Source organism: Enterobacter sp. NFIX58, assembly GCF_900110475.1.
Taxonomy (GTDB): domain Bacteria; phylum Pseudomonadota; class Gammaproteobacteria; order Enterobacterales; family Enterobacteriaceae; genus Enterobacter; species Enterobacter quasiroggenkampii.
In genome coordinates, this window is sequence record NZ_FODW01000001.1 from 244,723 (window position 1) to 270,101 (window position 25,379).

The window sequence follows — 25,379 nt, forward strand, 5'->3', positions numbered from 1 at the left end:
CTCACGAATCAGCCAACCCTGGCAGGCGGCGAAGATGGCGGGCTCGGGTCATGGCCGTCGCCACATAACTACGGCTCCGGTTGACGACTTCGACCGTCACTTTTTGTTCGCCGATACGCACTGTGTAAATCGTCTGGGTGTAACGACGTCCATGCTCGCCATATTTCTCAAAATGGCATTTGAGCGCGGCGGCGCATGCTGGCCCGCCGATGCAGTCTCCCTTGCTACGGTTAATCAGACGCACAGGAGCCTTCCTGATGGTTGATCACGCTGAGGGCAAGCCCGGCGGCCATAGCCGGTAGTTCCTCATACTGATTGCAATATGCCGGGTTGGAACATAAGCCCTGCAGCGCTGCAATGGTCAGCTGTTGCAGGTAGGTAACCGACGATTGCTGAACGTTTGTTTCTGGTGCTGCCATGGGCTCGGCTTTAGGTTTTGCCATGACTGATGGCTTATCGAGTACAACCTGTTTTGGTGGTTCCGGGCGGCGGTATTCAACAATCGCATCGAGGGCAATTTTTTGGCGCACACTGATATCGTCGGACCAGCTATCCAGCATCGTGGTTGTCACGTCGTGGATTTCCTCGTCGGAGAACTCAGGAGACAGGCAGAATTCCGTGGTTGTGATATCTGCCAGTAGAAGCGGGATAACATCAGAAACCCGCAGGCCGGTGCATGCCACCACGCCCTCTGCCTCTTCTTTCCCCATGATGTCGGCGCGTCCCGAAATAAGGTCATTAAGAGCATGCAAAATCGCAAAGTCGCGATCATTTGGTACTGGTGGCACTTCCTGTTTTTCGACTTCATTTGAGGAGGGGGTATTTATCAGAGCATCAACAGAGAAGACGCCGCCGCCCAGGTTCTCCACTCGTGGCTGTTCACTTGCTTGCTTTTCTGAGGCTGAACTCTGAGCGAATGCATCGTTGAGTTCTTTGTCGAGCTGCGCAGCTTTTGCCGGGCAAACTGCTGGTAGATCAGTTTTGACCGGTACAGTCGATTCGGTTTCATCATTTTCTTTTTTCTCAGCATTAGTACGAGGTTTAGGGCGGCAGGCTATATCAACCGTTTTCTGGTCCGGGTTCGCATGGTCACGTTCAACCAGCTCGCGATTGATGTATTCACGCAAGGCAACAGGATCCATCCAAATGTCCTCCGGAGCGGATTTAATCAGGGCGATAATGGCCGCACGGGAATAGTCCAGAATGCCTGGGGTGCTGCGCAGTTTTTTCCACCACGCTGTGAAACGGGTGTCCTGTTCTGCTTCGGCCATGGCTTTCGCTGGAATCATGTATTTATTCGGGATCCAGTAAATGTCGATCTCGTCGTACATGCTCAGAATGGCAACAGCCACTTCGATACGCAGCGTAGAGAGGTTATGAACCAGATCCGGGCTGCGGTCTGTCTTGTTACCACCGCCCAGCGTGGAGCCGGTGTCTGTAAGGTTTTCTTCTGTGGTGGTAGACAGAGGACGCTTATCAACTGGTGTGTCGATCCATTTAGCGATCTGCTTTTTAATGTCCGGCCACTGTGCAGATTCTTTGATGTTCTCACGTAACCAGGAGAGTAATTGCGCCTGGCGTTCCGGCGCCAGTTCAAGCGCGCGTCGCTCTTTTGCCAGTGCTTCTGCAAGCTCGCGGGCAAAGCTGGGTTCATCGTCATTCTTCAAATCGACGATCTGGCCATACTGCGCTGTAGTGATTCCCGGGACCGGGCCGAACAGTGCCAGACAAGCCGCACGGGATGCTTGGTCGAGCTGCGCAACGATTTTAATTTCTTCCAGAGTCTTGTTGTCCTCCCATTCTTCCTTTACATCAGCTTCTGGCTGTGGCGCCGCAGCTGGTTCACCAGCATTCACATTCCATACGGCCACACTGTCGAAAAACTCAGATGAGAAGACGTCAAAATCAGGGCAGGGAAGACCTTCGCGGTGCTCCCAGATTTTCACCTTGAAGTAATCATCAATATGTTCAGGATGTTCTGCCGCCAGCTTGCCGAAAATAACGGCTTCAGCGATGGCTTTTGTGGCCGCATTAACTGCGGTGGCAAGTGGTTTTAAATCGGGATGTTTTTTTAATGCTTTATCTTTTGGGAAGTAAGCACCACCAAATACTTTTAACTCAACAGACATAATAACCTCGTTTAATATTTGAAAAATGATGTTGAATGAAATGGCCTGCGGATGCCGCGTTTTACCTTTCTTAAAGCGTCACGCTTTTCTCTTTTTTCATTGCATTGCTTACATAAATAAATCGTCCGCTTAAATGGATATATGTCTGTTTTCCTTTCGTGCATTTCCGGTTTTTTATATTCGTGGCAGCAAACAGCGCAATGACAAATGATGTCGTCCATATCAATTGAGTTGTTGGCGCTTATGGTCGTAATAGGACATGCCACAAGAGTTCCGCGCTTCTGCGAAATTCACAGACAGCAAGCTAATATGTTTAACAGCGCAGGCTGGGCAATCGAACTTCCCGAGTACGTAGCCACCATTAATCACAACGGTAACAGGGCCAGAGGATGACAAATGAACCACGCCTGAAATAGCACCGTTAACATTAAAGGTTGCAAGATCTTTATTTACGATTGTCAGGCTCAATTCTACGGTAGTAATAGTTGCTTTCATTTTATGATCCTTAATTTAAGGTGTGAAAATCCCTGCCGTGTAAGGCACGTTTTTTATCGTGTATAATTAAATGACAGTCAGGTTGTTGCGTTTATATCGACGCTATTAACCTTCAGAGTTCAGGGTTGCCTTTTTGAGCCAGCAAATAACAAAGTTGTCGAAGTTTTATTTCAAACCAGTTAAGGCGGACTGCCTGTTGCCGTGATGGTTGACGATTAAAGTCTGTCATAATGAATCCTCTATGAAGGTTATTAACAGCCATCTACAATATTCGATTGCTCACAACTGGAAGCACACTCCGCCAGCTAACAAACCAATCCCCATTAGTGAAAGGGTGGAATGCGCTTCCATATTGTGCGCCTGTCTTTTAACCACATCAGGCTCGGTGGTATGCTGGAGTTCTCACACAGCCAGCAAGGAAACTTACATGCGCGGAGTCGTAGTACATCATGAGCACCGCATTGGTTACATCGTTATCCGTGACCAAATCGGAGAATTCACAGTCGCTGAGTTGCTCGGTGGGTATGATGTTGAAAGGGGTCACGTCATTACCGGCAATCTTCACAGCCTTGGCAGTGAAACTTTTTACAATGAGACGGAGAGTGAAGAGCTCGATGTCATTGTTCAGAATCACGGCATGTCTGAGCAGCAGTCGATTCAGATGCTCCGAAATACTCGCTAATCCATTTGCGAAATAGAGCGCAGCTTTTCAGCGTTGCGTTGCAGTATTCAACGGAGATCACATGGCCTTGTGTTAAATGAGGCTTAATCTCTTCGTTTATCTGCAACCCTCGCTTGGCTGCCAGCTCCAGGCGCGCAATCTTTTCTAAAAGCGCTTCTAACTTCTCATCCATCGGTGTTCTCCACTTCACACTGGGGAATCATCCCGGTCTCCTTTTCCCTGGGCGGCTACTTCATGGGCATCCTGCCTGTTCGCTTTGTTCACCCTTATCGCCGGGTAGGCGGAACGTTTACCTGTCGCACCTGTTGTGCTTCGATGAGTAGAGAATACAACATAAAGTAGAAGTGTCAACACTAGAAGTAGAAATTGAAGAGGTTGGTGCTACTTGTGGTAGTGGTTGAGGGCGTAAAAAAACCCGGCATGTGCCGGGTTCTTAGGGATTTTTTTACTTCTGCGGGGTGTTGGCATACTTCAGAAAGAAATCATATAGCTGTTTATACCGCATTTCGAAAGCCAGTAGCATGTTCTTGGCTTCAACACTTGGGAACTGCCGATACACTCGAACCAGCCGCTTTTCGTCTTCGCTTAAATCCCTGAATTCCCCATTGCTGTCAGCGTCGGGTTCTGTCGCGGGGAAGACCGAAAAATCAGTTTCAGAAAGCTTAGCAGGCGTACTCTCACCTTCGCCGTAGTCAAGCCATGCCGCTTGGACATTTAGCCAGTCAGCTATCTTATGCAGTTTCTCATCGCGTGGCTTAGCCGTGCCCAGCGTATAACGACGAGCCATTTCGTATGTGACATCGCAAGCCTGGCTTAAATCCTTTACGGAACGGCGCTGTCTGCGCATTTCTTCGGTCAGCCGGTTAGCGAAATCCTGATGTTTATTCGCTTTTTCTACCATAGGTAGAAGAGTAAGGCACGGCGCGTTTATAGTCATTTCTATTTTTCGTAGTTGTATTTTCTACTTTATGTAGTATATTCCAATCATCGACTCATTCAGGAGAACACGATGACTACTTCATACAAGAACATAACTGAAAAGGCAGTGAGGTCGATTGGCTCTGTTTCGACCGTCGCCCGGAAATTCAACTTTAAGTCCTCACAGTCAGTTGCCAACTGGATTATCCGAAACCGAGTTCCAAGTGAGCGAGTGATAAAGCTCTGTGAATTTGGCGGTTGGACTGTAACCCCGCACGAGTTACGTCCTGATTTGCATCCAACCCCTACCAGTGGAATTCCTGTTCAGGATATCCCACGCGCGCAGAAGGAGTCTGACTGATGGAAATCAAAAAGCTGGCATGCGAGCTGGAGTCCTGGGCGCAGGAAAAAGGCTGGAAGACGGTCACGCAGCTGATAACTCCGCATCACTTTGGCCATCTGCTCCAGCCGCTGGACAACGTGACGGATCCTGACGAATACGCGCGCCGACTGCATAACAACAAGCAGATTATTCAGCGGGCATTTCGGAATGATACCCCGAACTATATTAAGCAGGCGCAAGCGCTGAGCTATGCCATCCGCACCGCCATTGATAACGAACTGGAGCAGAAGGACTGCATGCTCTACCGGGCTGCCAAGGTTAACAAAGAGTGCATCGAAGCCACCAACGCGGTATTCACCGGCAAACCGCAACCGGTTATCAGGCGGGAGACTCTGGAAGCGATCGATGCGCTGGCGCAGCTGGCTGGCGTGAAAGTCCAGATCATGAACAGCCATCGTGCGGCATAAGGGTCAGTGAAGCCATGAATCCATCTGACATCATTCGCGGGTTCGGTCGTCCGGTTGCGTATTACCCGGCGCTGGCCGAACACCTGGGCGGCGTAAGTGCCACCGTTCTGTTTTGCCAGATGACCTACTGGATGGACAAGCTCACCTCCGATCTGGGTGTGCATAAAACTTCAGAGGAAATCCAGGCGGAAACCGGGCTGAGCTACGAAGAGCAACTGACTGCACGGAAAAAGCTGAAACGCCTTGGGGTCCTGGTAGAAACCCACAAGCGGCTTGAGCATCGGATTTACTTCAAAGTTAATTTTGAGCGCGTGGATCAGGTACTAACGCAAGTCGTTGATAACAAACCAAATGGGCAAAACCCATTTCGGGAGAAAGGGAAAGCCCAATCCGGGAACAAGGGAATGCCTTGTTCGGGAACTGGGGAAAGCCCAGCCCGCGGAGACGGCAAAGCCCATTTCGATCCTACAGAGATTACTACAGAGACTACTACAGAGAATAAAAACACTTCTTGTCCGTACGCTTCGCTGTCGGACGAACAGCTGACCAAAGACGCGTTTTTAAATCGTCATCCAGAGGCCGTGGTTGCCCATGCAGGAAAGCGGCAGTGGGGAAGCAAGGAAGATCTGACCTGCGCTCAGTGGATGTGGCGCCGCATCGTCAAGCTTTATGAAAAAGCAGCTGAGACAGACGGGGAACTGGCGCGCCCTAAAGAGCCTAACTGGACAGCATGGTCCAACGAAATCCGGTTGATGTGTGCCGTTGACGGCAGGACACATAAGCAAATTTGCGAAATGTTTTCGCGAGTACAGCGTGATCCGTTCTGGTGCCGGAACGTGATGTCACCATCAAAACTGCGCGAAAAATGGGATGACCTGGTTCTTCGCCTCCCATCGCCGGGCACGGGGCAATACCAGGCTGGTGGTCGGGATATTAATCACATTTCCTGCCCGGATAACACTGTTCCGCCAGGATTCAGGGGGTAAGCATGCAAAACGCAGGTTCGATTCTCGATCGCCTTCGCCGTGTGATTCCGGCAGGCATTGAACCCAAATTCAAAAACGCAGCTGAGCTGATGGCCTGGCAGCGCGAAGAAGGGCAAAAGCGCGCAGCGGAGATCGACAAGATCAACCAGCAGGCGCGGGCAGAGAAAATTTTCGGGCGATCCGGAATCCAGAACCTGCACCGCAGCTGCAGCTTCGCGAATTACACGGTTGAGGGCGACGGCCAGCGGCATGCTCTGAGTTTGGCAAAGAGCTATGCGCAAAATTTTGGTACCGGGTTCGCCAGTTTCGTTTTCACCGGAAAGCCTGGTACCGGGAAAAACCACCTTTCAGCGGCGATCGGAAATTATCTGCTGAAACAGGGCCGAACGGTTCTGATTGTGACGGTGCCGGATCTGGCCCTGCGCGCCCGGGCCTGCTACGACGAAGGGCAGTCTGAAGCCGCGCTGCTGGACGACCTCTGCAAAGTGGATCTGCTGGTGCTCGACGAAGTCGGCATTCAGCGCGACAGCCGCGGTGAGAAAGTTTTATTGAACCAGATTATAGATCGCCGCCTGGCCGCAATGCGCCCGGTTGGCGTTCTGACCAACCTGAATTACAACGCGCTGGTAGAAACCCTGGGTGAAAGGGTTATTGACCGCCTGCGCATGGATAACGGCATTTGGGTGAATTTTGATTGGGAGAGCTATCGCGGAAACGTTAGCCACCTGAGACCTGTTAAGTGAATTTTGAGGAGAAAATTATGGAATCCGTAATCGACGCACTGAAAGCAATGGGTAAAGCAACCTACGTCGATGTAGCAGCCCGTCTGGATATCGAGCCGGTAGAGGCACTGAAAATGCTTCGCGAGCAGAAGGAAGAAGGGTTGTGTGATTTCTTCGATGGATCATGGTCGGTCGGTACCGCGAAGGAGCATAAGCCGAAGCGTATCAGACCCAAGCAGCCATCGCCGCTTGTGGAGAGAGTATTGGCAGCAATGCAGGGCCAGGGAGCTATGAGTGCTAATCAGGTCGCAGAAAAGCTGGGCAAAGGTTCCCGAGCCCTGAATGCATCGCTTGGTGCGATGTGCAAGGACGGTCTGGTTCTGCGCCATGTGGACGGTAAAAACATCACCTGGAGCCTGGCGGGTGAATCGGCAATACAGCCAGAGCAGCAGGAGCCCGCAGCAGCAGAATTCAAGGCCGCATCGGCTCCGGAAAGCAAAACCCTGGAAGAAATTATTGGGGATATCCCGGCTTTCGCCAGCCGTCCGGATGATCTGATTATTCCGTCATCGCGCTATATCTCGACCGAAATCCGCCGCACGAAAGCGAAGCTGGCAAACCTGCAGCGTCTGCAGAGTGCCGTTCGCGAGCTGCGCCGCCACAAACATCTGCTGGAGGGGCTGGGGAATGACTGATTTGCCGAAATGCCCTGAATGCGGAATGGCTCCTTCACTGAGGGTTCGCAGCCGGGGGATGAACTGGGGTTCGGCAGAGGTCCGCTGTTCTAACGGTTGCCCAGGAGTCCGCGCGGGATTTTCGTTCCCGCCTGATGGAGAGGCAGCGGCCCGGCAGCTGCTTCAAGAAAAATGGAAAGAGTTAGTGGAGGCCAAGTGAGCAACATCGACAAAAGCGCATTACGCAAGGCTGCGATGCATGCAAAGACGACGGATGACTGGGGCTGTGATGCTGATAACTTCCACGACAAAGCGACGCCTGATGCTGTGCTGGCGCTGTTGGATGAGCTGGAAGCCAAAGAAGAGCAGCGTGCTAATTGGTTCCAGATGGCGCAGAAATTAGGCGATGATTTGGATGCCGCAGAGAAGCAGATTTCTGAGCTGGAAAACGACGAAGTACGCCAACAGCTGGCTAACGCAGAGCATCAGCTGCACATGGCAGAACTGGCGAAGCGCAACCTGAGGGCCAGCCGTAAAGCTCAGTTCAGGAAACGGAAAGCAGCTGAGCTGAGGATTGCAGAGCTGGAGGCGCGAGAAGTGAAATTGCCTGAGCGCTACGAAATTGAAATGCAACCATTGCCTGCGCCAAACGGAGAATGGTATTCACGCGATGACGTATTGTCGTCCCTAGCCTCTGCTGGCATCCGCATCTGCGGGGGAGAGTGATATGTCTGAGCAAACAATCCTCGATATGTGCTGCGGTTCCCGCATGTTCTGGTTTAACAAACGCGATACACGCACGCTCTTCGCTGATATCCGCAGCGAAGAGCATGAATTATGCGACGGCCGCCGCTTGATAATCCATCCTGATTTGATTGCTGACTTCCGCGCGCTGCCGTTCGCAGATGCGTCGTTTCCGGTTGTTGTGTTTGATCCTCCACATCTTGAGCGTGTCGGTCAAACGGCATGGATGGGGAAAAAATATGGTCGATTGAACAAAAAAACATGGCGTTCAGACCTGCGCGCCGGTTTCAAGGAGGCGTTCCGAGTGTTGCGGCCACACGGTGTTCTCATTTTCAAATGGAATGAAACGCAAATCCCGGTGAGCCAGATTTTGGAGCTTACTGACGAGAAACCTGCGATCGGCCAGCGTACCGGGAAGAACGACAAAACCCACTGGATTATTTTCGTGAAGGAGCCTACAACACACTTGCATGAGGTGAAACAGTGTATCTGATGGAGCTGTTATCAGGGGCTATATAGCTGGTGGTTTTAATCCTGCTGGTGATGCTGGCTATGAGAAGAATTGATTACTGATTAAGCACTTACCAGCTTCGGCGGGTTTTTTGCGCCCAAAATCTTGACCCTCGTTTTTTTGGTGTTACTGTATAAATATACAGTTGATTGTCAGGGGGTGGTTATTATGGGTTTTCCATCACCAGCAGCAGACTATGCAGTACAGACTATCACTATCGCCAGCCTTTACGGCTATGACGGCAACTGCCGCACCATCGAAACATCAGCCGGGTACGCGATCATAAACGTCGCCAGAAAGCCGGAAATGGGTGATACCGTCCTGATTTCGTTCTGCGACAGTCTGGACTTCGCAAAAGTCCAGGTGAAAGCGCTGATCACTCAGGATGGAGAGGCTATTGAGGGCGATGCGCTGGATGATGCAACCGTAATGGGAGTGGTAACGCACCTCCTGAATCGTGTTACAGATACCGACAATCGGCCTGTGATTTAAAAGGCTGGATCTGATTCCTGTGTCTTGAAAGCAGATCGGTTACACAGACCAATTATGGCTAATTGGTCTATCTAACCTATTAGGCGTTCGCGAGAAGGGCTGCTTCAGAAACGTTCAATGCGCAGGGAGAAAAGGGCCGACCCCGGCGTTTCGGGGATGACTGAATTGAATAGGATTTTGCGTTATGAATGAGCAAGAATTAATAGCTGCCGTTCGCCCCGCTGGACGTTATGAGGTAGTGACCAATGACGATGGTTCTTTTATCGTGATACCTATCCCGCTCGAAGCAATATTGATTACCCGCGAATCTCTCCTGCAACATCCTGAGCGCTTCCGCAACCCTGACAACTGATTTATAATAATCAAGCTGGCCTGAACAACCAGCTCCTGTCGCACCATCACCGGAGAAAAGTGATGGCGCAAAGAACTACCCCGATTTACTTACGCCGCTCGTCTATGTGCGGTGTTTCTGCTTATGCTGGTGGTCCAGCATGAAGAAAGCAGATAGCCTCCATCTTTCGCGTGTGGCCGCACTGGGCTGCATCGTGTGCAGAAACCATAACCTGGGCGAGACGCCCGCGGAAATTCACCATATCCGAACCGGGCAGGGCACAAGCCAGCGCGCTGACCATCAAAAATCAATTCCCCTGTGCCATATGAATCATCGCAACGGCGGTTATGGTGTGGCGATTCATGCTGGCCGCCGCACCTGGGAAATGAAGCACGGCACAGAAGCTGAGCTGCTGGTGCAGGTGCTCTATCTGCTGGGCGAGGGCGCCGATGCCTAAATACATCATCACCCCAGTCGGAAAACCCCGCATGACCCGCTCTGATAAGTGGAAGCAGCGCGCGCCGGTGATGCGTTATCGCATGTTCTGCGATGAAGCCCGCCTTCATGGAATCCAGGTGCCGGAGAGCGGCGCCCATATCACCTTCGTTCTGCCAATGCCGCCGAGCTGGAGCAAGAAAAAGCGCGAATCTATGGACGGCCAGCCCCATCAGCAAAAGCCCGATCTGGACAACTTAACAAAATCTCTTTTGGACGCCTTGTTTGAGGATGACTCCAACATATGGGACGCCCGGACATCAAAAATATGGGGCGAAACCGGAATGATAATTATCGAAAACATTGGAGAGAAAAATGCGTGACATGTATGACGTAATGGACCGCTGGGGAGCATGGGCTGCAGCTGATAGCAGTGGAGTCGACTGGCAACCAATAGCTGCTGGTTTTAAAGGTCTACTGCCGCACGGTAAGAAATCGCGCCTGCAATGTGATGATGATGAAGGGATCATGATTGATGGTTGTGTCACGCGCCTGAAGAAGTATAAGCCAGAAGAATATGAGCTGATCATGGCTCATTTTGTAATTGGTATCTCGCTGCGTGCTATAGCGAAGAAGAGGAAATGTTCAGATGGGACAATAAGGAAAGAATTACAGACAGCTCTTGGATTTATTGATGGATGTCTTGCAATGCTACTTTTCTAATTTTTTACCAGTATAATGATACAAGGACACCCCCATATGTCTGACATAGTATGGTAGATCTGTTGCGGGGTGTTTAGATACTGACTTAAAACGAAGTGGAGTAGTCTCTGCCTCCAGAGAAACATCATGAACATTCGCAGAGAGATAGTTTTTCCAGTCGTTAAATTTGACAGCAGATTTATCTGCTTTAATATAAATCAGCATTCCTCCATGGTCATCTCGGTATGTACCTGTACCATATCGCTCAGTAAGCTGTATCCACCCATCATGGATATATTTTGGGCCATCCCATAGTTTAGCTTCACCGATCCATTCGAATTTACCACGTTGATGTTTCACTAAAATATCAACGTGTCCACCATGTTGTGTATCATGCTCAGCATCATACAGGCGACCTTTTAAAAACGTTATAATACAGGAGGTTAGTTCATCCTCCCCCCATTTTTTATCTTGGTAAAAATGTTTGTTGTTTTCTAAATCCTGAATGGCATCATCTAAATCAATATATAACTGATTAACAAAAATTTCTTTTGTGGCTGCAAGTTTTCTTTGAATCATACCACGAAAATCTGAATCGAATTTCATTAATGATTCAATATCAGCCAGGCTGAAATCATGTTCAACCATGGAGGGATTCCAAAAAATTGGACGGCGTGAAATAGGGGTAAAGATATTGGTTGAAATCATCGACCAACTCACCCGTTTCAGGGTGGTAAAATTTACCCGTATCTAAAGCATGTGAAATTAAGTCATCATCTACAGCCATTGGCTCTTCCAAGGTATCATCAATATACTGAAAGTGCATATTCAAAAGATGAGCTTTATAACTCGAAAAATAATCGGCAGCCTTAATTATAAGCACATATTCTTCCGGTGTGGTTATATCAAGCCCAGTACCATTAATTAGGGTTTTATAAGTAAAATGTTTTACCTTGCGAGCATCCTCACTTGTTAAAAAGAGAAAAAGCGTGCGACAAACATAACGAGCAGGATCTTTAAAATCCTGTTCGATCTGCCTAAAAATGTCGCACATCTCTATCTTTTTCATTTTACTCCTGCTTGCTTTGCCTTTTTAGCTTCACAAGATTTAACCGATTCCAGAATTCTTTCAACAATAAAAACAATGGAGTCAATATTGTTGCAATTGCTGGCAATTGCTTCATACAACCGCTGTTTTGGGTTGTCAAGCATTGTACGCTTGCCGGGTAATGTTAGTTCGACAGACAAGATTTGTGAAGCGCTTTGCTTAAGATCCCAAATCTTACCCAGCTTAAACTTTGTGAGAATCGGACTGGCAGCTTCACCTCCATGGTGATAACTGTCACGTCGCAAACACTGTTGGCTAGGCTTTAGCTTTAATGAGCTTGTGTTGCCATCGGCTGTGATGAACGAAACGTGAGAAACACGACCATCAATCTTTTCGTATAAATCCTGTATGGAGCCAAAAAGTTCTATGGGTTTGTTCAAATTTATTCCGGCATGCTCCTTCACGAATTTATGTACTAAATGCTGTTGATATTGGGATTCTGAGCGAGGCAAAACTGACAAATCAACCGTCTGTATGAGTAACTTTTCGGATGGAAGGAGCATTACGCTGTTAAAACACTGTGTTACTTGCCGAGTTTTGCATTTTATCTCCCCTCCGTTGGCGCGCAACTCCATTCCAGCATCGCTAAGATGGGTCTGATCAAGCTCAATAACCTCAGTGTAGTATGCTTTGGAAACCAGAACTGCAGTTTCAATTTGCTTTTCATTGATGATATCGAGTTTTAACTCAGCAAAATGTATGTCGGTATCCGCGGCCAAAAGCTCTTCTTTTGAAAGAGGAGCCGGATAGGCTTTAAGAAAGCTACTTTCGTCTTTTTTTAACAAGCTAAAAGCTGACTGAATCTTTGCGACATCGTTATCCTCAAGACGGTACATAGTAAGCAATCTTGTGCCGCTGAAGATCAGGCCCTTCCAAAATTCATCAATCACTAATTTCAGTGCAGCATCCTGTTGGACCGCGTGATTCATACGTTCAATGAATGGCGCTAAACCAGCCGCTGTAATGCCTAAGGAAGAGCCGAGCAATTTCCTTGTGTTTCTCCAGCCAAACCTTGAATTGATGTTTCTGACAGTTTGCTCAAGCATTAATTACACCTTAATCATATTAAAATATGGCTAAAACCCTCTAGTTACTGAGTCTACACAAAATACTAACGCGTACGCAAAAACTATCGTAAGCTGTTAAGAGTAGTCTCTTCGAAATCTGCTTAAGCACCTCTTGCAACTCCAAAAAAGCGATCTTTATCAAAGATATATCCACAGTGCTTTGCTATTGCTGTCCTTCAGTTAACGCAAGGAGAAGCTGTATGGGTATTTGTGCTGTCTGTGAATGTTCTTTAAACGATTCACAAGATGCTGTGCATAATGGTGTTGACTATAAGTCTTGCCCAAAGTGCTCGGCAGATGCAGGTGTGCATGTGTTTTATAAAACTGAAGACTTTGGGTTCAGGGATATGGGCGATGGTAGGCACATTGTTCAATCGTGGTGTCCTTCCTGCCGATCTGGAGAAAACCCATCTATCCCTGAAGCGTTCAGATGTAAGTGACTATAATTATTTTCACAAGGCTGCCAGTAGGCGGCCTTTTTTGTTTCCCATCGTTCTGAGAGGTCTCGCGACAGGCAATCATTGACTGTGGGAATGAATGAGACGTAATTTATTTGCGTGGTGAATCCTTTCTAAGCGAAAGGGCGTTCCAGTCAACTGCTATCTGCAGGTATGCGCGCGGCTTTGCTGCTGGGGTAGAGTCACCGGGAGGCACCCGGCACCATGAAAACAATAATACAAGCTTCAAATTCCTTGAGAGCCTGCCATAAAAAGCAGGCCTTTTTTTATGGTTTTGCAAACTGCTGCTACTCTTTGAGTTGTGGGAAGTAACTGAATGCCCTGTGGTTCTCTTGGACCGATAGTGAATCAGCCGATACAGCTTCACTCCTGAGCATAGGCCTTACTCACACCTACCTTACAAATAGTCAACTCATTAGCCCGCCTTCAAAAGCGGGCTTTTTTTATTCTCACGACAGCACCCGCATAGAGCGAGGTGAGAGCATGTATCGAATGGACAAAATAACTACTGGCATTTCCTACGGCGCATCGGGAGGTAGTGCCATTTACTGGTTTAGAAGACTTCTTGACGGTTACTCCCCTGAGCAGTGGGCGGCTATAGGTGTGATCGGTAGTTTACTGTTCGGCTTGCTCACCTTTCTCACCAACCTCTATTTCCAAATCAAAGCAGACCGTCGAAGAGCTGCGCGAGGTGAATGATGTCTAATAAATCAAAACTCAGCGCAGCAGTGTTGGCACTAATCGCATCAGGTGCATCTGCTCCACTCATTTTTGACCAGTTCATCAGCGAGAAAGAAGGCAATGCGCTGGTGGCCGTTGTTGATCCGGGTGGGGTCTGGTCTTTATGTCACGGCGTGACCGTTATCGATGGCAGGCGTGTTGTTAAGGGCATGACGGCCACTGAGGAACAATGCCGGAAGGTTAACGCTATTGAACGCGATAAAGCATTAGCCTGGGTTGATCGCAATATCAAAGTGCCTCTGACGGAGCCACAGAAAGTGGGTATCGCATCCTTCTGCCCGTATAACATCGGCCCCGGTAAATGCTTCCCATCGACCTTCTATAAGCGCATCAATGCTGGTGACCGTAAAGGGGCATGCGAAGCAATCCGCTGGTGGATTAAGGACGGTGGACGAGATTGCCGTCTGACTAAAGGCCAGAAGAATGGCTGTTATGGACAGGTCGAACGGCGCGATCAGGAAAGTGCGTTGACATGCTGGGAGCTTGACCAATGAAAATTAATCCGGGTCTTATCGGCGTTGTCATCATTGCTGGCCTTTCGGTCGCTCTCGTTAAGAGTTGTTCAAACGCCAGTAGTCTTCAGAGCGATAACGACGTTCTGCGAAGTGACAACTCTTTGCAGGGGCAAGTGATCGCCACTCAGGCATTCAACTTCAATCGATTCAATCAGGTTACAGAACAAGCCAACAGGCTTAACTCCCTGATCGACACCAGCACCGAAGAAACCGTAATCGAATACCGGGAGATTCTCCGCCGTGAAAAAACCTGTGATCTGCCTGTTCCTGCTGATGTCGCTGGTGGGCTGCTCGAATACGCGCACCGTTTACGTACCAGCGCCTTGCACACCGATACCAGAAGACCTGACGCAGCCGATGATCGTTCCGCTGCCTCCAGCTCAATGACGTACTGCCAGGCTGTTTTGTGGATTAAGCCGCTGCTGGCTGTGATTGAGAAGGGCAACAATAACTTTGCTGGCATAAGGCAGATAGAGCTGGAAAGGAAATACTAGCGATGGCTCGTCCTTGAGCACACGGGTATTCCTGAACGACGACTTTACCTGACATAGCAAAGCCTGCGTTAAAGTTTAGAAAATACAAGATATTTAGCAAGTAAAGTGCTGCAATTCAAAAAAAGCCCCCCATAAGGAGGGCTACCGGAGTCTCAGTTTCACTTGCTCTTTTTATCGATGTTTCCCTGGAGTTGGCAAATTCCACATCAGAGTCCTGTACAGCCTGGCAGCCAGTCAGTAATCAACAAGCGTAAGCGGAAAGGATTAAGATTTTACTTAGGTAGAAAGTGGTTTTTTAAAGCCAAAATACTTATCTGAACATGGCTTCAATGTTCTGGACTGCAAGATGCAGAAAGACATCCTCGTTAAGTCAAATGCAGCCAACAAAAAGTTAAAAGCTAAAGCGCATAGTTTAATCACACTCTTGCCGCTGCCGATCTAGTGTGTTAAGTGCCTTCATGTAAGCGCTATACGCTCCCTTAAATGTTTGTCCAGCCTGCTCAATTGCCGACTCTTGTAATTCTTGATTATCACCGGCGCTGTCTGCGAGATAAAAGGCCTTAAGAACGTTAGCCGCAACCATACCCAGCTCAGGAGGAGCGTAGGTCATTACTTCTGTAGCGCTTTGAACGACGGGTAACATATCTTTTCTCAGATCGCTTCTGGTCATTGGGTTGGTCAATGCAGGCGAAAAGCCAAACGAAGTAACTGAAACCATAAATTGATTATATTTTTCTCTCAATAATGACTCTTGCTTATCTAACCGAATAATGCAGGCTGTTTTGGAGGCATTGTGAGTTTGTAAATAGTTTCCATACAACCCCAAAAGCGCAGTAATGCTTACACCAAGTAAGGTACAGATTACGGGAAAAATGACATTAAACTGGTTTATCCGTGGGCGACTGCTCATGACCAAAGCTCCTTAGTTAAAAACTCAATTTTCACTAATTAGTAAGTCCATATTTGCTTGCCATGATTTTAACACCAAGCTACAGAACGTGGTTGGTAATCATTTTTAGATTTCCTCTACTTCCAGTTTTGACCGCTATTGTAAATTAATTACCTGTTGGAGATGTGAGGCTAACCGCCTTGATCAGCAATGGACCGGCAATTTTGGCGTCAAAACACACATGAGAATGAATCTCATAAGTAAAAGGTACTCCTGGCGATTATTAACACCGAGGGGGCGAGGACACGCGGAAAAAGCCAAATTTTTGCATTTTTATCGGCCATCACCACCACTTCAATTCATTGAAACATCGGGACAAAAATATTTCCGGTGTCGATTCTGTTTGTTTTTTGTTCATCACTGGAGCCATTCATGGATCATGAATTAAAGCGACTGCAGCTTAACGTCAGCCAGCTGGCGGCCTTGTCCGGTGTGCATCGCCAGACTGTGTCAGCCAGGCTGAAAAATGTCCGTCCGGCAGGTGGCAACGACAGCAACCTGAAACTGTATGGCCTGACAGATGTCCTTGCTGAGCTGATGAAAATGCCTGCCCCGGTAGCTGAAGGAGAAATGGAGCCTCAGGACCGTAAAGCCTGGTATCAGTCAGAGCGTGAAAGGCTGAAGTTTGAACAGGAAGTAGGAGAGCTTATTCCCGCTTCAGATGTTGCACGTGAGTTTGCCGAAATGGCGAAGGCCATGATTCAGGTTCTTGAGACGTTGCCGGATATTCTTGAGCGCGATTGTGCGCTTAATCCTGCAACGGTTTCCCGCGTCCAGTCGATTATTGACGATCTCCGCGATGAAATTGCCCGGCGGGTCATGAGTGACGAAGAAAAAGCAGAGGAGGACATCCCGGAGGAGGAATAATGTCGGCACTGGCGACCGCCCTCACATTGAAACGTGATACCGGACACCTGATTAAAGCGCCACGCAGAATGCCTGTATCAGTGGCGGTAGCAAAATATATGCGTGTCCCCACCTCCGGAGGTAATTCCGTCCCCTGGGATCCGATGGTGGCGCCTTATGTTCTGGAGCCTATGGACTGCCTGGCATCCCGTGAATACGACGCCGTGATATTCGTCGGACCTGCCCGAACGGGTAAAACAAATGGTCTGATTGACGGATGGGTGGTTTACAACATCGTCTGTGATCCGTCCGATATGCTGCTGGTGCAAATGACACAGGATAAGGCGCAGGAGCACTCAAAAAAGCGTCTTGCCCGAACATTTCGCTGCAGCCCGGAGGTCAGAAAAAACCTGAGCCCCCGGCGTAATGACAACAACGTTCACGATAAGTATTTCCTTTCAGGTAGCTTCCTGAAAATTGGCTGGCCATCCATCAATGTCATGTCGTCATCAGATTTTAAGTGTGTGGCGCTGACGGATTATGACCGATTCCCTGAGGATATTGATGGCGAGGGCGACGGCTTCTCACTGGCCTCCAAACGTACAACCACCTTCATGTCCGCCGGGATGACGCTTGTAGAGAGTTCTCCGGGGCGTGATATTCGTGACAGCAAATGGCGCCGCAAGTCTCCTCATGAAGCTCCACCTACGACCGGTATTCTCTCCCTGTACAACCGTGGCGATCGCCGCCGCTGGTACTGGCCTTGTCCGCACTGCGGTGAATATTTTCAGCCTGCGATGGAGTCCATGACCGGCTACCGAGATGAACCGGATCCGGTTAAAGCCAGTGAGGCGGCACACCTGCTTTGCCCGCACTGCAGCGGAATTATCACTGCGGATAAAAAGCGCGAGCTTAACGGCGCAGGAGTCTGGTTGCGGGAAGGGCAGAGTATTGACCGTGACGGCAATGTATCCGGCGAACCGCGGCGATCGCGCATAGCCAGTTTCTGGATGGAAGGACCCGCAGCCGCTTATCAGACCTGGGCGCAGCTGGTGTACAAGCTGCTGACAGCTGAGCAGGAGTATGAGGCCACTGGCAGCGAAGAAACCCTCAAGGCGGTAATCAATACCGACTGGGGGCTACCATACCTGCCGCGCGCAGCCAGCGAACAGCGGCGCGCCGATGTGCTGATGCAGCGGGCGGAGGATTACGGTAAACGCCTGGTCCCGCCTAAGGTGCGTTTCCTGCTGGCGGCCGTTGACGTCCAGGGCGGCAAAAAGCGCCGTTTCGTCGTGCAGATTATCGGTTATGGCGAAAACGGTGAACGATGGCTGGTGGATCGCTACAACATCCGCCAGTCGCTGCGCTGCAATGAGCATGGCGAGGCGGAGCCGATCCACCCGGGCGCGTATCCGGAGGACTGGCAACTGCTGGTCTCCGATGTGCTGGAAAAAACGTATGCGCTGCAGTCTGACCCGGCGCGGCGTATGCCGGTGCTGGCGATGGCCGTCGACAGCGGCGGTGAAGAAGGCGTGACGGACAACGCGTATAAATTCTGGCGACAGTGTCGGCGTGACGGCCTGGGTAAACGTGTTTACCTGGTTAAGGGCGACAGCACAAAGCGTCAGAAAATCATTACCAAAACCCACCCGAATAATACCGAACGCAGCGACCGTCGCGCCGACGCGCGCGGCGAGGTGCCGGTGTATCTGCTTCAAACCGACCTGCTTAAGGACCAGCTCAGCAACAACCTGGACCGCGAAACCCCCGGTGGCGGATACATCCATTTTCCTGACTGGCTGGGGGAGTGGTTCTACGAGGAACTGACCTATGAAGAACGCGGTGTTGATGGCAAATGGCGAAAACCCGGCAAGGGCGCCAACGAAGCCTTTGACCTGTTCTGCTATGCGCACGCCGTGGCGGTTCTGCGCGGGTACGAAAAAATTCGCGACTGGGAAAAACCTCCTGCATGGGCTGAGCCGCAGGATCTCAATCCAAATATTCATGAAGGGGAACGCCCCCGGGAGATAACCGTGATAAAAACAAAACCCGTTCAGTCGCCTGTCCAAGCTGAACCTGAAAAGGACACAGCCCTCTCCGGCAGTTGGCTCGGTTCTTCCGGTAAGGGAGGCTGGTTGTAGTGACGAAAGGTGATATCTGGAAAACGCTGCTGATGGTGCGTCAGGCCTACCAGGACTCGCTGGACGGCAAGAGCATTTCTTTCACAGGCGTGAATGGTCGCGCCATTACCAACCACGATCCGAAAGCGTTGCGCGACGAGCTTGATTACTGGGAGCGGCGCTGGCGAGCGGTCAACCGCCGCGGCGGTTCGTACAAACTCGCTAACTTTCTGTAAGGCGTTCTATGGGCATTCTTGAAAGAACACTGGGGGCTATTTCCCCCGGGTGGGCTGCGGCACGCGCGCGGGACCGTCTCCGGCTTAATGCTTATGAAGCGGCAAACCCGTCGCGCCTGCACAAGGCGAAAAAACAAAGCCAGTCAGCGGACACCTCAGTGTTTGCTGCAGGTCAGTCCCTGCGGGAGCAGGCCCGCTGGCTCGACGAAAACCACGATCTGGTGATTGGCCTGTTCGACAAAATGGAAGACCGGGTTATCGGTGCCCACGGTATCCATGTTGAGCCCCAGCCCCTCGATCTGGAGGGAAACCTTCATTCCGATTTCGCCGGGCAGCTTTCGGCGCTCTGGGCTGAGTGGTCCGTGCGTCCTGAAGTGACCGGCATGTTTACCCGTCCGGAAGCCGAGCGCCTGCTATTGCGTTCTGCGCTGCGTGACGGGGAAGTGTTCACGCAACTGGTAAGGGGGAATGTGCCGGGCCTGCAGCATGCCACCTCGGTACCGTTCTCGCTGGAAATGCTGGAGGCGGATTTTGTGCCGTTCAACCTCAACAGCACCGCCGGCCAGCAGGTTCGCCAGGGCATCATCGTGAACGACTGGGGGCGTCCCGTCGGCTACCGCGTTTACAAATATCATCCGGCGAACATGACGCGGTTCAGCGCGGAACTTAAAACCGTCTCTGCTGACAATATGCTTCACCTGGCGCAGCGCAAGCGACTGCACCAGCTGCGGGGTATCAGCCTGATCCACGGAGTCATTACCCGTCTTTCGGACATCAAGGATTATGAAGAGAGCGAGCGCGTGGCCGCCCGTATTGCCGCTGCACTGGGCTTTTACATCAAGCGCGGGGATGCACAGTCACTTGGTGATGACGGTGAGTTTTCAACCCCCGGCGGGCAGCGTCACTTCGATATCGCGCCGGGCATGATTTATGACGAACTCCGCCCCGGCGAAGACCTTGGCATGGTGGAGTCAAACCGGCCGAACGTTCATCTCTACGAATTCCGAAACGGGCAGATGCGGGCCGTGGCCGCCGGTACGCGCGGCAGTTATTCCAGCATTGCCCGGGACTATAACGGCACTTACAGCTCCCAGCGTCAGGAACTGGTTGAGAGCTTCGAAGGGTACAACGTCCTCCAGCAGTGGTTTGTCGGCCAGCACAGCCGGCCCGTTTACCGCGCATGGCTGGCGATGGCGTTGCTGAGCGGCGTTGAAGTCCCGCCGGATGTGGATCCGAATTCTCTCTATAACGCACTTTATCTCGGGCCGGTGATGCCGTGGATTGATCCGGGCAAAGAGGCGAACGCCTGGAAAGCCATTGTGCGTGGCGGCGCGGGGACCGAAGCGGAATGGGCGCGGGCCAGGGGGAAAAATCCTCAGGAGGTTAAGCGCCAGCGACTGCGTGAAACTGAATTTAACCGTAAACACGGGCTGGTGTTTGATTCCGACGCCGCCAACGACAAAGGAGCGATGCCAGATGCAACGGCAAAACCAGACGATAAACGGCGTGAGCCGGACGATGATGATTAACCCCCGCGCCAGCCTGGCCGGTGTCGATGCGGCCAACGGTCAGTGCTGGTACGAAATCCGCGCGCTGGCTGCCGGACGGGTCGAAATCTTCCTTTATGACGTGATCGGCGGCTGGGGCATTACTGCCCAGCAGTTCGTCACTGACTGTAAAGAGGCGGGGGTGTTTGAGGCCAGCGCGGTGGATCTGCATATCCACAGTCCCGGCGGCGATGTCATGCAGGGCTTTGCCATCTACAACACCCTGTCTCGGTTGAAAGCGAAGATCGATATCTGGGTGGATGGCGTGGCGGCCAGCATGGCCTCAATGATTGTCTGCCTGCCGGGCGCCACGGTGCACATGCCGGAAAACGCCTGGATTATGGTGCACAAACCGTGGGGCGGTATCGCCGGGGATTCTGACGACATGCGCGATTACGCCGCATGGCTTGATCGTAACGAAGCCCTGATGCTCAGTGCGTACATGAACAAAACCGGACTGGGGCAGGAAGAGCTGGAAGCGATGCTGAAAGCGGAGACCTGGCTTAACGGTGCCGAGGCGGTGGAAAAAGGTTTCGCCGACACGCTTGAACCTGAACTGCAGGCCGCGGCCTGTGTGAATGAAAATAAACTGAAGGATTACCAGAATATGCCAGAACAGATTAAATCTCTTTTCACGCCGCGCGCCGAAGCCCCGGTGAATCAGCCACCGCAACCTGCTCCGGTACAGGCAAACCTTACCCCGCCAGCGTCACAACAGCCTGCACCGCAGATGACCAATATCGATATCACCGCGCTGGCCCAGCAGCTGCAGCAGCAGATGCAGACGGCGAACGCAGAGCGTGTGAATTCCGTCTCAGCCGTATTTGAGACGTTCCCGGCCTTCGCGACGCTGAAGGCTGAATGCCTGGCCGACTTCACCTGCAACGCTGAAAAAGCCCGCGATAAACTGCTGCAGGCGCTGGCGGCGGGCACCACTCCGAGCGCTGGTCCGGGCGCGATTCATCTTTATGCCGGTAACGGCAATCTGGTCGGTGATTCCATTCGCGCTGCAGTAATGACCCGAGCGGGTTATGCGCAGGCTGAGAAAGATAACGCCTACAACGGCTACACCCTGCGCGAACTGGCGCGTGCCTCGCTGGTTGATCGCGGCATTGGCATTTCCGGTCACGCGGCGCCGCTGGCGATGGTCGGCCTGGCGTTCACCCACAGCAGCAGCGATTTCGGCAATATCCTGATGGATGTGGCGCATAAAGCCGCGCTGCTGGGCTGGGATGAGGCCAGCGAAACCTTTGACCAGTGGACCCGTAAGGGCACGCTGACCGATTTCAAAACCGCTCACCGCGCCGGCCTGGAATCTTTCCCGACCCTACGTAAGGTCCGTGCAGGGGCGGAATATAAGTATGTCACCCTGAAAGACCGCGGCGAGCCGATTGCCCTGGCGACTTACGGCGAGTTGTTCAGCATTGACCGCCAGACCATCATCAACGACGACATGGATATGCTGACCCGTATCCCTATGGCGATGGGCAGCGCGGCGCGCGCCACCATCGGCGATCTGGTTTGGGCGGTGCTGACCAGTAATCCGAAAATGTCGGACGGTAAATCTCTGTTCCACGCCGATCACGGTAACCTTGTTGCCGCCGATCTAAGCATTGATGGCCTGGACAATGCTCGCAAGGCCATGAAGTTACAGAAGTCCGGAGAGCGGCATCTTAATATCCGTCCTGAGTTTGTGCTGACGCCAGTGGCTATTGAGTCACGAGCAAATCAGTTGATCAAATCTGCCAGCGTGCCGGGCGCTGACGTCAATAGTGGTATTGATAACCCGATCCGGAACTTCGCCACGGTACTTTCAGAGGCCCGACTGGATGACAGCAGCCCTACGGATTATTACCTGACGGCTGCGAAGGGGCGTGACACCATTGAGGTGGCCTATCTCGATGGCATCGACACCCCATATCTGGAGCAGCAGCAGGGCTTCACCGTTGACGGCGCCGCGTTTAAGGTGCGTATCGATGCAGGTGTGGCACCGCTTGACTGGCGCGGCATGGTTAAAGTCACCAAAAAATAACGACCGTCTTCTGACGGTTTTTTTATATCCGGGGCGGCGCGTGCTGCTCCTTTTTTGTCTGGAGAGAAAAATGGCGAAAAATTATCAGCAGGACGGCAACACCCTTGATTTTCAGAATACCGGTGTGACCGATATTCATTCGGGGGATGCTGTGCTTTCGGGGGCGCTGGTGGGCGTCGCTCATGATGACATTCCGGCAGGGTTGTGGGGCGTGCTGCATACTACCGGCGTGTTCACTCTGCCAAAGGCTGCGGAAGCGGTCACTGTTGGTCAGAAGCTTTATCTGGCAGACGGTAAACTGACGGTGGAAGAGGGTGAGGCGGCTGCACCGAATCCCCTGGCAGGTACGGCATGGGCAGACGCCGCGGCTGATGTCGATGCCGTTCCGGTACGGCTGGGTTATTGATGAACCGCTTTCGCCAACGCCTGTTAAACGCGGATGCCAGGATCTCCCGGGCATTTGCCGAAGAGATTCCGGCAGTCCTCTCCATCGGCAGTGAGTTGCGTCCTGTCACCGTGATTTTTGAGACGCCAGACGCACCCGTGGACGTACCGGGCGGAGGTCAGATTCAGGATCGGGCCCCGGCGTTCAGCGCGATGACTGCCGATATCGCGGGGCTTGAGAAGCACCACGAGGTGGAAATTAACGGTACCACTTACCGCGTAACGCATGTTGGTGCAGATGAAGAAGGCCGCACCCGCGTCACCCTGGCTTATGGTGCCCCGGGCAAACCGCAGCCGGAAATCAACAAGTGGAGCTGATATGGCACGTGAGTCCAGACTGCGACGGGACCTGCCCGTCGATATCGATGTGGATGCCATCTGGCGGATAGCGGAACAGATCGGAGCCACCCAGAAACAGTTTCGGGCAGCATACTCCCGCGCGCTGAGGCGTACGGCGACCACCCTGCGCAAGAAAGCCGTTGCTGACATGAAGGACGCCCTGGCGCCGCGCAGTCTGGACCTGGTGCGCCGGCGCCTGCTTTCCTTTCGTCTTGATCGTGCTTCACAGTCAAAACTGGATAACTTTCGTCTCTGGTTCGGCCTGAATGCCATCAAGGTGAAAGACCTTAAAGGCCGGATAAACGGCCGCGTGAGGCCTCACCATACCCGACGGGATAAATCCACAGGGCGGTTTATTAAAGCGCGGCGCCAGGCGGAAAACGCCGGATTTACGCCTAAGGGCAGTCTGCTTTCTGCACGCACGTTTGAAAACGGTGAGGTGACTCGCTCCCGCAGGGAGAACAGGCGGACGGTGGTTATTCGCGATCCGGATACCCGGCGGACCCGCGAAGCGGAAGTCGATATTTATGAGCCGATGCTGAACTACATCGAAGATAACGCCTTTGCCGAGGCGATGGAGATTTTTATGCATCATTTTGAAATCGATCTGCGCGGGCGCGTGAAAGCCCGAATATCTGTCTGAGGTGGACCATGGCTGAGCCATTACTGCTGGGGCAGTATCACGATGCGGTCACCGGCGCGCTGAAAAACATTGCGTGGGTACGCGACGCCGATGCCTACCCGGAAAAAAACGTGCCCCGCTTTACCGGGCTGACCACTCCGGCGGTGTATTTCTCCATTAATGGCTGGGAGCAGGACGGAGGTAACGAAGGGCAGCTCAACGTCACCCTGTCCTGCGATTTGTATGTGGTGGTGGATGCGGCTGGCGCAGGCGTCAGCAGGCCGGAAATTTTCCTGCGTACGGCGGCCGCCGATATCACCCAGTGGATTGACGGCCAGCTGTTCGGCCTGACCAGTCTGGCGCCCGCCGTGTTTATCGATGCATCACGTGATGAGTTTGATCCGCGCATGGACGATTACCTGGTGTGGCGCATTTCCTTCACACAGTCAGTGGCCTTTGGTGCGGATCCGTTTGCGCAGTTCAATGCCCCGCTGAATGCCGTCTGGCTCGGTAAGGCACCAGATATCGGCCGGGCACATGTGGACGATTATCAGTTGATTTACGAGGCGAAACCCGATGAGTGATATCGAGGGCGATTTACAACGCCGCCTGGCAAACATTGTCCGGCGCGGGGTTATTCATTCCGTTAAGCATGACGGTATACCGAAATGCCGGGTGGACCTGGGCGACATCACCACCACCTGGCTGCCGCTCTGCCAGGGCTTTTCGGGGACTAACCGGGCTGACTCCAATCCGTATGCGGTCGGGGATGCGGTCACGGTACTGTCGGAGGCGGGCGAGCTCAATAATGGTCGGGTGTTTCCCGGCTGGAATACCGGCGGGCTGCCGGTACCGGAGGGCAGCGGCAGCGAGCATATCACCCGCTACGGCGACGGTACCGAGATCCGCTATGACCGTGCCGCGCATGCCCTGACCATCACCCTGGCGGAAGGCGGGACCTACAAAATTATCGGCAAAGGCACGCTCGATGGTCCGGTGGAAATTACCGATACCCTGACCGTACAGGGGAAAACGCAGATAAACGCCGACACGAACGTGGCCGGAAATATCGGTGCGACCCAGGAGATTTCGGACGGTACCGGGAAAATGAGCGGGATCCGTCAGACGTTCAATGGCCATGATCACCGGGGAGACAGTGGCGGTACGACCGGAAAACCCAATCAGAAAATGTGACCTGCTTCAGCAGGTTTTTTTATGCCTGGAGAAAAT

Annotated in this window: 35 protein-coding genes; 26 read left to right on the forward strand and 9 right to left on the reverse strand. The window is 51.9% G+C overall.

Translation table 11 applies throughout. The features are described from left to right. Position 1 precedes the first annotated feature (1 nt). The 3 genes from BMW97_RS01195 to BMW97_RS01205 all read right to left on the reverse strand — a co-directional run bounded on the left by BMW97_RS01195 (position 2) and on the right by BMW97_RS01205 (position 2,624). On the reverse strand, positions 2-244 hold the full coding sequence (locus BMW97_RS01195; protein WP_032663348.1) for a DUF4060 family protein: 243 nt from the start codon (positions 242-244) through the stop codon (positions 2-4). Continuing rightward, positions 231-2,129: an exodeoxyribonuclease VIII gene (locus BMW97_RS01200; RefSeq protein WP_090392352.1), complete on the reverse strand. Its 1,899-nt coding sequence runs from the start codon at positions 2,127-2,129 to the stop codon at positions 231-233. The genes BMW97_RS01195 and BMW97_RS01200 overlap by 14 nt, the downstream gene beginning before the upstream one ends. A gap of 222 nt (positions 2,130-2,351) precedes the next feature. Then, entirely contained in the window at positions 2,352-2,624 is a 273-nt protein-coding gene (locus BMW97_RS01205) for a hypothetical protein (protein WP_090392355.1), read from the reverse strand. Positions 2,625-3,051: 427 nt separating this feature from the next. On the opposite strand from BMW97_RS01205, the gene BMW97_RS24240 reads away from it, so the two are divergent. Continuing rightward, entirely contained in the window at positions 3,052-3,306 is a 255-nt protein-coding gene (locus tag BMW97_RS24240; RefSeq protein ID WP_047074732.1) for a hypothetical protein, read from the forward strand. On the opposite strand, the gene BMW97_RS24075 is transcribed toward BMW97_RS24240, so the two are convergent. Together BMW97_RS24075 and BMW97_RS01215 are read right to left on the reverse strand one after the other, a co-directional pair. Beyond that, positions 3,242-3,478: a hypothetical protein gene (locus tag BMW97_RS24075; RefSeq protein WP_175481425.1), complete on the reverse strand. Its 237-nt coding sequence runs from the start codon at positions 3,476-3,478 to the stop codon at positions 3,242-3,244. The genes BMW97_RS24240 and BMW97_RS24075 overlap by 65 nt on opposite strands. Positions 3,479-3,751: 273 nt before the next feature. After that, a complete protein-coding gene (locus BMW97_RS01215; protein WP_090392357.1) occupies positions 3,752-4,243 on the reverse strand; it encodes a helix-turn-helix domain-containing protein in 492 nt (163 codons plus the stop codon). Positions 4,244-4,315: 72 nt separating this feature from the next. On the opposite strand from BMW97_RS01215, the gene BMW97_RS01220 reads away from it, so the two are divergent. The 12 genes from BMW97_RS01220 to BMW97_RS01270 all read left to right on the forward strand — a co-directional run bounded on the left by BMW97_RS01220 (position 4,316) and on the right by BMW97_RS01270 (position 10,652). Then, positions 4,316-4,585 carry a transcriptional regulator gene (locus tag BMW97_RS01220; RefSeq protein WP_090392359.1) on the forward strand — a complete coding sequence of 90 codons (270 nt, stop codon included), beginning with the start codon at positions 4,316-4,318 and terminating at the stop codon, positions 4,583-4,585. Beyond that, positions 4,585-5,034 (forward strand): hypothetical protein, encoded by a 450-nt coding sequence (locus BMW97_RS01225; RefSeq protein ID WP_090392361.1) that lies wholly within the window; start codon positions 4,585-4,587, stop codon positions 5,032-5,034. The genes BMW97_RS01220 and BMW97_RS01225 overlap by 1 nt, the downstream gene beginning before the upstream one ends. Positions 5,035-5,048: 14 nt before the next feature. After that, positions 5,049-6,020, forward strand: coding sequence for a hypothetical protein (locus tag BMW97_RS24405; RefSeq protein WP_090392363.1), 972 nt, complete (start codon positions 5,049-5,051; stop codon positions 6,018-6,020). A gap of 2 nt (positions 6,021-6,022) precedes the next feature. Further along, entirely contained in the window at positions 6,023-6,763 is a 741-nt protein-coding gene (locus BMW97_RS01235; protein ID WP_090392364.1) for an ATP-binding protein, read from the forward strand. Between the two features lie 17 nt (positions 6,764-6,780). After that, positions 6,781-7,437: a DUF1627 domain-containing protein gene (locus tag BMW97_RS01240; RefSeq protein WP_090392366.1), complete on the forward strand. Its 657-nt coding sequence runs from the start codon at positions 6,781-6,783 to the stop codon at positions 7,435-7,437. 195 nt (positions 7,438-7,632) lie between these two features. After that, on the forward strand, positions 7,633-8,142 hold the full coding sequence (locus tag BMW97_RS24250) for an ead/Ea22-like family protein (RefSeq protein WP_254783035.1): 510 nt from the start codon (positions 7,633-7,635) through the stop codon (positions 8,140-8,142). 1 nt (position 8,143) lies between these two features. Beyond that, entirely contained in the window at positions 8,144-8,653 is a 510-nt protein-coding gene (locus tag BMW97_RS01250; RefSeq protein WP_090392368.1) for a class I SAM-dependent methyltransferase, read from the forward strand. A gap of 186 nt (positions 8,654-8,839) precedes the next feature. Beyond that, positions 8,840-9,163, forward strand: a complete 324-nt coding sequence (locus BMW97_RS01255; protein ID WP_090392371.1) for a hypothetical protein — start codon at positions 8,840-8,842, stop codon at positions 9,161-9,163. A 184-nt stretch (positions 9,164-9,347) separates the two neighbouring features. Next, positions 9,348-9,515, forward strand: coding sequence for a hypothetical protein (locus BMW97_RS24080; RefSeq protein WP_175481426.1), 168 nt, complete (start codon positions 9,348-9,350; stop codon positions 9,513-9,515). A gap of 139 nt (positions 9,516-9,654) precedes the next feature. Further along, positions 9,655-9,951 carry a Ref family recombination enhancement nuclease gene (locus tag BMW97_RS01260; RefSeq protein ID WP_090392373.1) on the forward strand — a complete coding sequence of 99 codons (297 nt, stop codon included), beginning with the start codon at positions 9,655-9,657 and terminating at the stop codon, positions 9,949-9,951. Next, positions 9,944-10,312, forward strand: coding sequence for a RusA family crossover junction endodeoxyribonuclease (locus BMW97_RS01265; protein WP_090392375.1), 369 nt, complete (start codon positions 9,944-9,946; stop codon positions 10,310-10,312). Before BMW97_RS01260 ends, BMW97_RS01265 begins: the two co-directional genes overlap by 8 nt. After that, positions 10,305-10,652 carry an antiterminator Q family protein gene (locus BMW97_RS01270; RefSeq protein WP_090392377.1) on the forward strand — a complete coding sequence of 116 codons (348 nt, stop codon included), beginning with the start codon at positions 10,305-10,307 and terminating at the stop codon, positions 10,650-10,652. The genes BMW97_RS01265 and BMW97_RS01270 overlap by 8 nt, the downstream gene beginning before the upstream one ends. On the opposite strand, the gene BMW97_RS01275 is transcribed toward BMW97_RS01270, so the two are convergent. Genes BMW97_RS01275 through BMW97_RS01285 form a run of 3 tightly spaced genes read right to left on the reverse strand, consistent with a single transcriptional unit; the run spans position 10,641 to position 12,785 of the window. Next, positions 10,641-11,279, reverse strand: a complete 639-nt coding sequence (locus BMW97_RS01275) for a hypothetical protein (protein ID WP_254783036.1) — start codon at positions 11,277-11,279, stop codon at positions 10,641-10,643. The two genes, BMW97_RS01270 and BMW97_RS01275, sit on opposite strands and share 12 nt — an antisense overlap. Next, on the reverse strand, positions 11,272-11,700 hold the full coding sequence (locus BMW97_RS01280; RefSeq protein ID WP_090392379.1) for a hypothetical protein: 429 nt from the start codon (positions 11,698-11,700) through the stop codon (positions 11,272-11,274). Before BMW97_RS01280 ends, BMW97_RS01275 begins: the two co-directional genes overlap by 8 nt. Beyond that, on the reverse strand, positions 11,697-12,785 hold the full coding sequence (locus BMW97_RS01285) for a hypothetical protein (RefSeq protein WP_090392381.1): 1,089 nt from the start codon (positions 12,783-12,785) through the stop codon (positions 11,697-11,699). Before BMW97_RS01285 ends, BMW97_RS01280 begins: the two co-directional genes overlap by 4 nt. Before the next feature lie 962 nt (positions 12,786-13,747). Here BMW97_RS01285 and BMW97_RS01295 point away from each other — a divergent pair. From BMW97_RS01295 to BMW97_RS01305, 3 genes are read left to right on the forward strand one after another with little or no spacing between them, the layout of a single operon-like run. Continuing rightward, positions 13,748-13,963: a class II holin family protein gene (locus BMW97_RS01295; protein WP_023292747.1), complete on the forward strand. Its 216-nt coding sequence runs from the start codon at positions 13,748-13,750 to the stop codon at positions 13,961-13,963. Next, a complete protein-coding gene (locus BMW97_RS01300) occupies positions 13,963-14,499 on the forward strand; it encodes a lysozyme (RefSeq protein WP_090392384.1) in 537 nt (178 codons plus the stop codon). The genes BMW97_RS01295 and BMW97_RS01300 overlap by 1 nt, the downstream gene beginning before the upstream one ends. Next, a complete protein-coding gene (locus tag BMW97_RS01305; protein ID WP_090392386.1) occupies positions 14,496-15,014 on the forward strand; it encodes a hypothetical protein in 519 nt (172 codons plus the stop codon). Before BMW97_RS01300 ends, BMW97_RS01305 begins: the two co-directional genes overlap by 4 nt. Before the next feature lie 412 nt (positions 15,015-15,426). On the opposite strand, the gene BMW97_RS01310 is transcribed toward BMW97_RS01305, so the two are convergent. Continuing rightward, positions 15,427-15,924, reverse strand: a complete 498-nt coding sequence (locus BMW97_RS01310) for a hypothetical protein (protein ID WP_090392388.1) — start codon at positions 15,922-15,924, stop codon at positions 15,427-15,429. Positions 15,925-16,335: 411 nt separating this feature from the next. On the opposite strand from BMW97_RS01310, the gene BMW97_RS01315 reads away from it, so the two are divergent. The 10 genes from BMW97_RS01315 to BMW97_RS01360 all read left to right on the forward strand — a co-directional run bounded on the left by BMW97_RS01315 (position 16,336) and on the right by BMW97_RS01360 (position 25,343). Next, positions 16,336-16,830 (forward strand): DUF1441 family protein, encoded by a 495-nt coding sequence (locus tag BMW97_RS01315; RefSeq protein ID WP_047074766.1) that lies wholly within the window; start codon positions 16,336-16,338, stop codon positions 16,828-16,830. Then, positions 16,830-18,950: a phage terminase large subunit family protein gene (locus tag BMW97_RS01320; RefSeq protein WP_090392390.1), complete on the forward strand. Its 2,121-nt coding sequence runs from the start codon at positions 16,830-16,832 to the stop codon at positions 18,948-18,950. The genes BMW97_RS01315 and BMW97_RS01320 overlap by 1 nt, the downstream gene beginning before the upstream one ends. Continuing rightward, positions 18,950-19,165 (forward strand): hypothetical protein, encoded by a 216-nt coding sequence (locus BMW97_RS01325; RefSeq protein ID WP_090392392.1) that lies wholly within the window; start codon positions 18,950-18,952, stop codon positions 19,163-19,165. The genes BMW97_RS01320 and BMW97_RS01325 overlap by 1 nt, the downstream gene beginning before the upstream one ends. An 8-nt stretch (positions 19,166-19,173) precedes the next feature. After that, entirely contained in the window at positions 19,174-20,694 is a 1,521-nt protein-coding gene (locus BMW97_RS01330) for a phage portal protein (protein WP_090392394.1), read from the forward strand. Next, positions 20,684-22,744, forward strand: coding sequence for a ClpP-like prohead protease/major capsid protein fusion protein (locus BMW97_RS01335; RefSeq protein ID WP_090392396.1), 2,061 nt, complete (start codon positions 20,684-20,686; stop codon positions 22,742-22,744). Before BMW97_RS01330 ends, BMW97_RS01335 begins: the two co-directional genes overlap by 11 nt. Positions 22,745-22,814: 70 nt before the next feature. Beyond that, entirely contained in the window at positions 22,815-23,150 is a 336-nt protein-coding gene (locus BMW97_RS01340; RefSeq protein WP_090392398.1) for a DUF2190 family protein, read from the forward strand. After that, positions 23,150-23,506, forward strand: coding sequence for a head-tail joining protein (locus tag BMW97_RS01345; RefSeq protein ID WP_032663389.1), 357 nt, complete (start codon positions 23,150-23,152; stop codon positions 23,504-23,506). Before BMW97_RS01340 ends, BMW97_RS01345 begins: the two co-directional genes overlap by 1 nt. 1 nt (position 23,507) lies before the next feature. Continuing rightward, positions 23,508-24,170: a hypothetical protein gene (locus BMW97_RS01350; RefSeq protein WP_090392400.1), complete on the forward strand. Its 663-nt coding sequence runs from the start codon at positions 23,508-23,510 to the stop codon at positions 24,168-24,170. Positions 24,171-24,178: 8 nt separating this feature from the next. Beyond that, entirely contained in the window at positions 24,179-24,733 is a 555-nt protein-coding gene (locus tag BMW97_RS01355) for a hypothetical protein (RefSeq protein WP_090392402.1), read from the forward strand. Beyond that, entirely contained in the window at positions 24,726-25,343 is a 618-nt protein-coding gene (locus BMW97_RS01360) for a phage baseplate assembly protein V (protein WP_069598403.1), read from the forward strand. Before BMW97_RS01355 ends, BMW97_RS01360 begins: the two co-directional genes overlap by 8 nt. Positions 25,344-25,379: the final 36 nt, after the last annotated feature.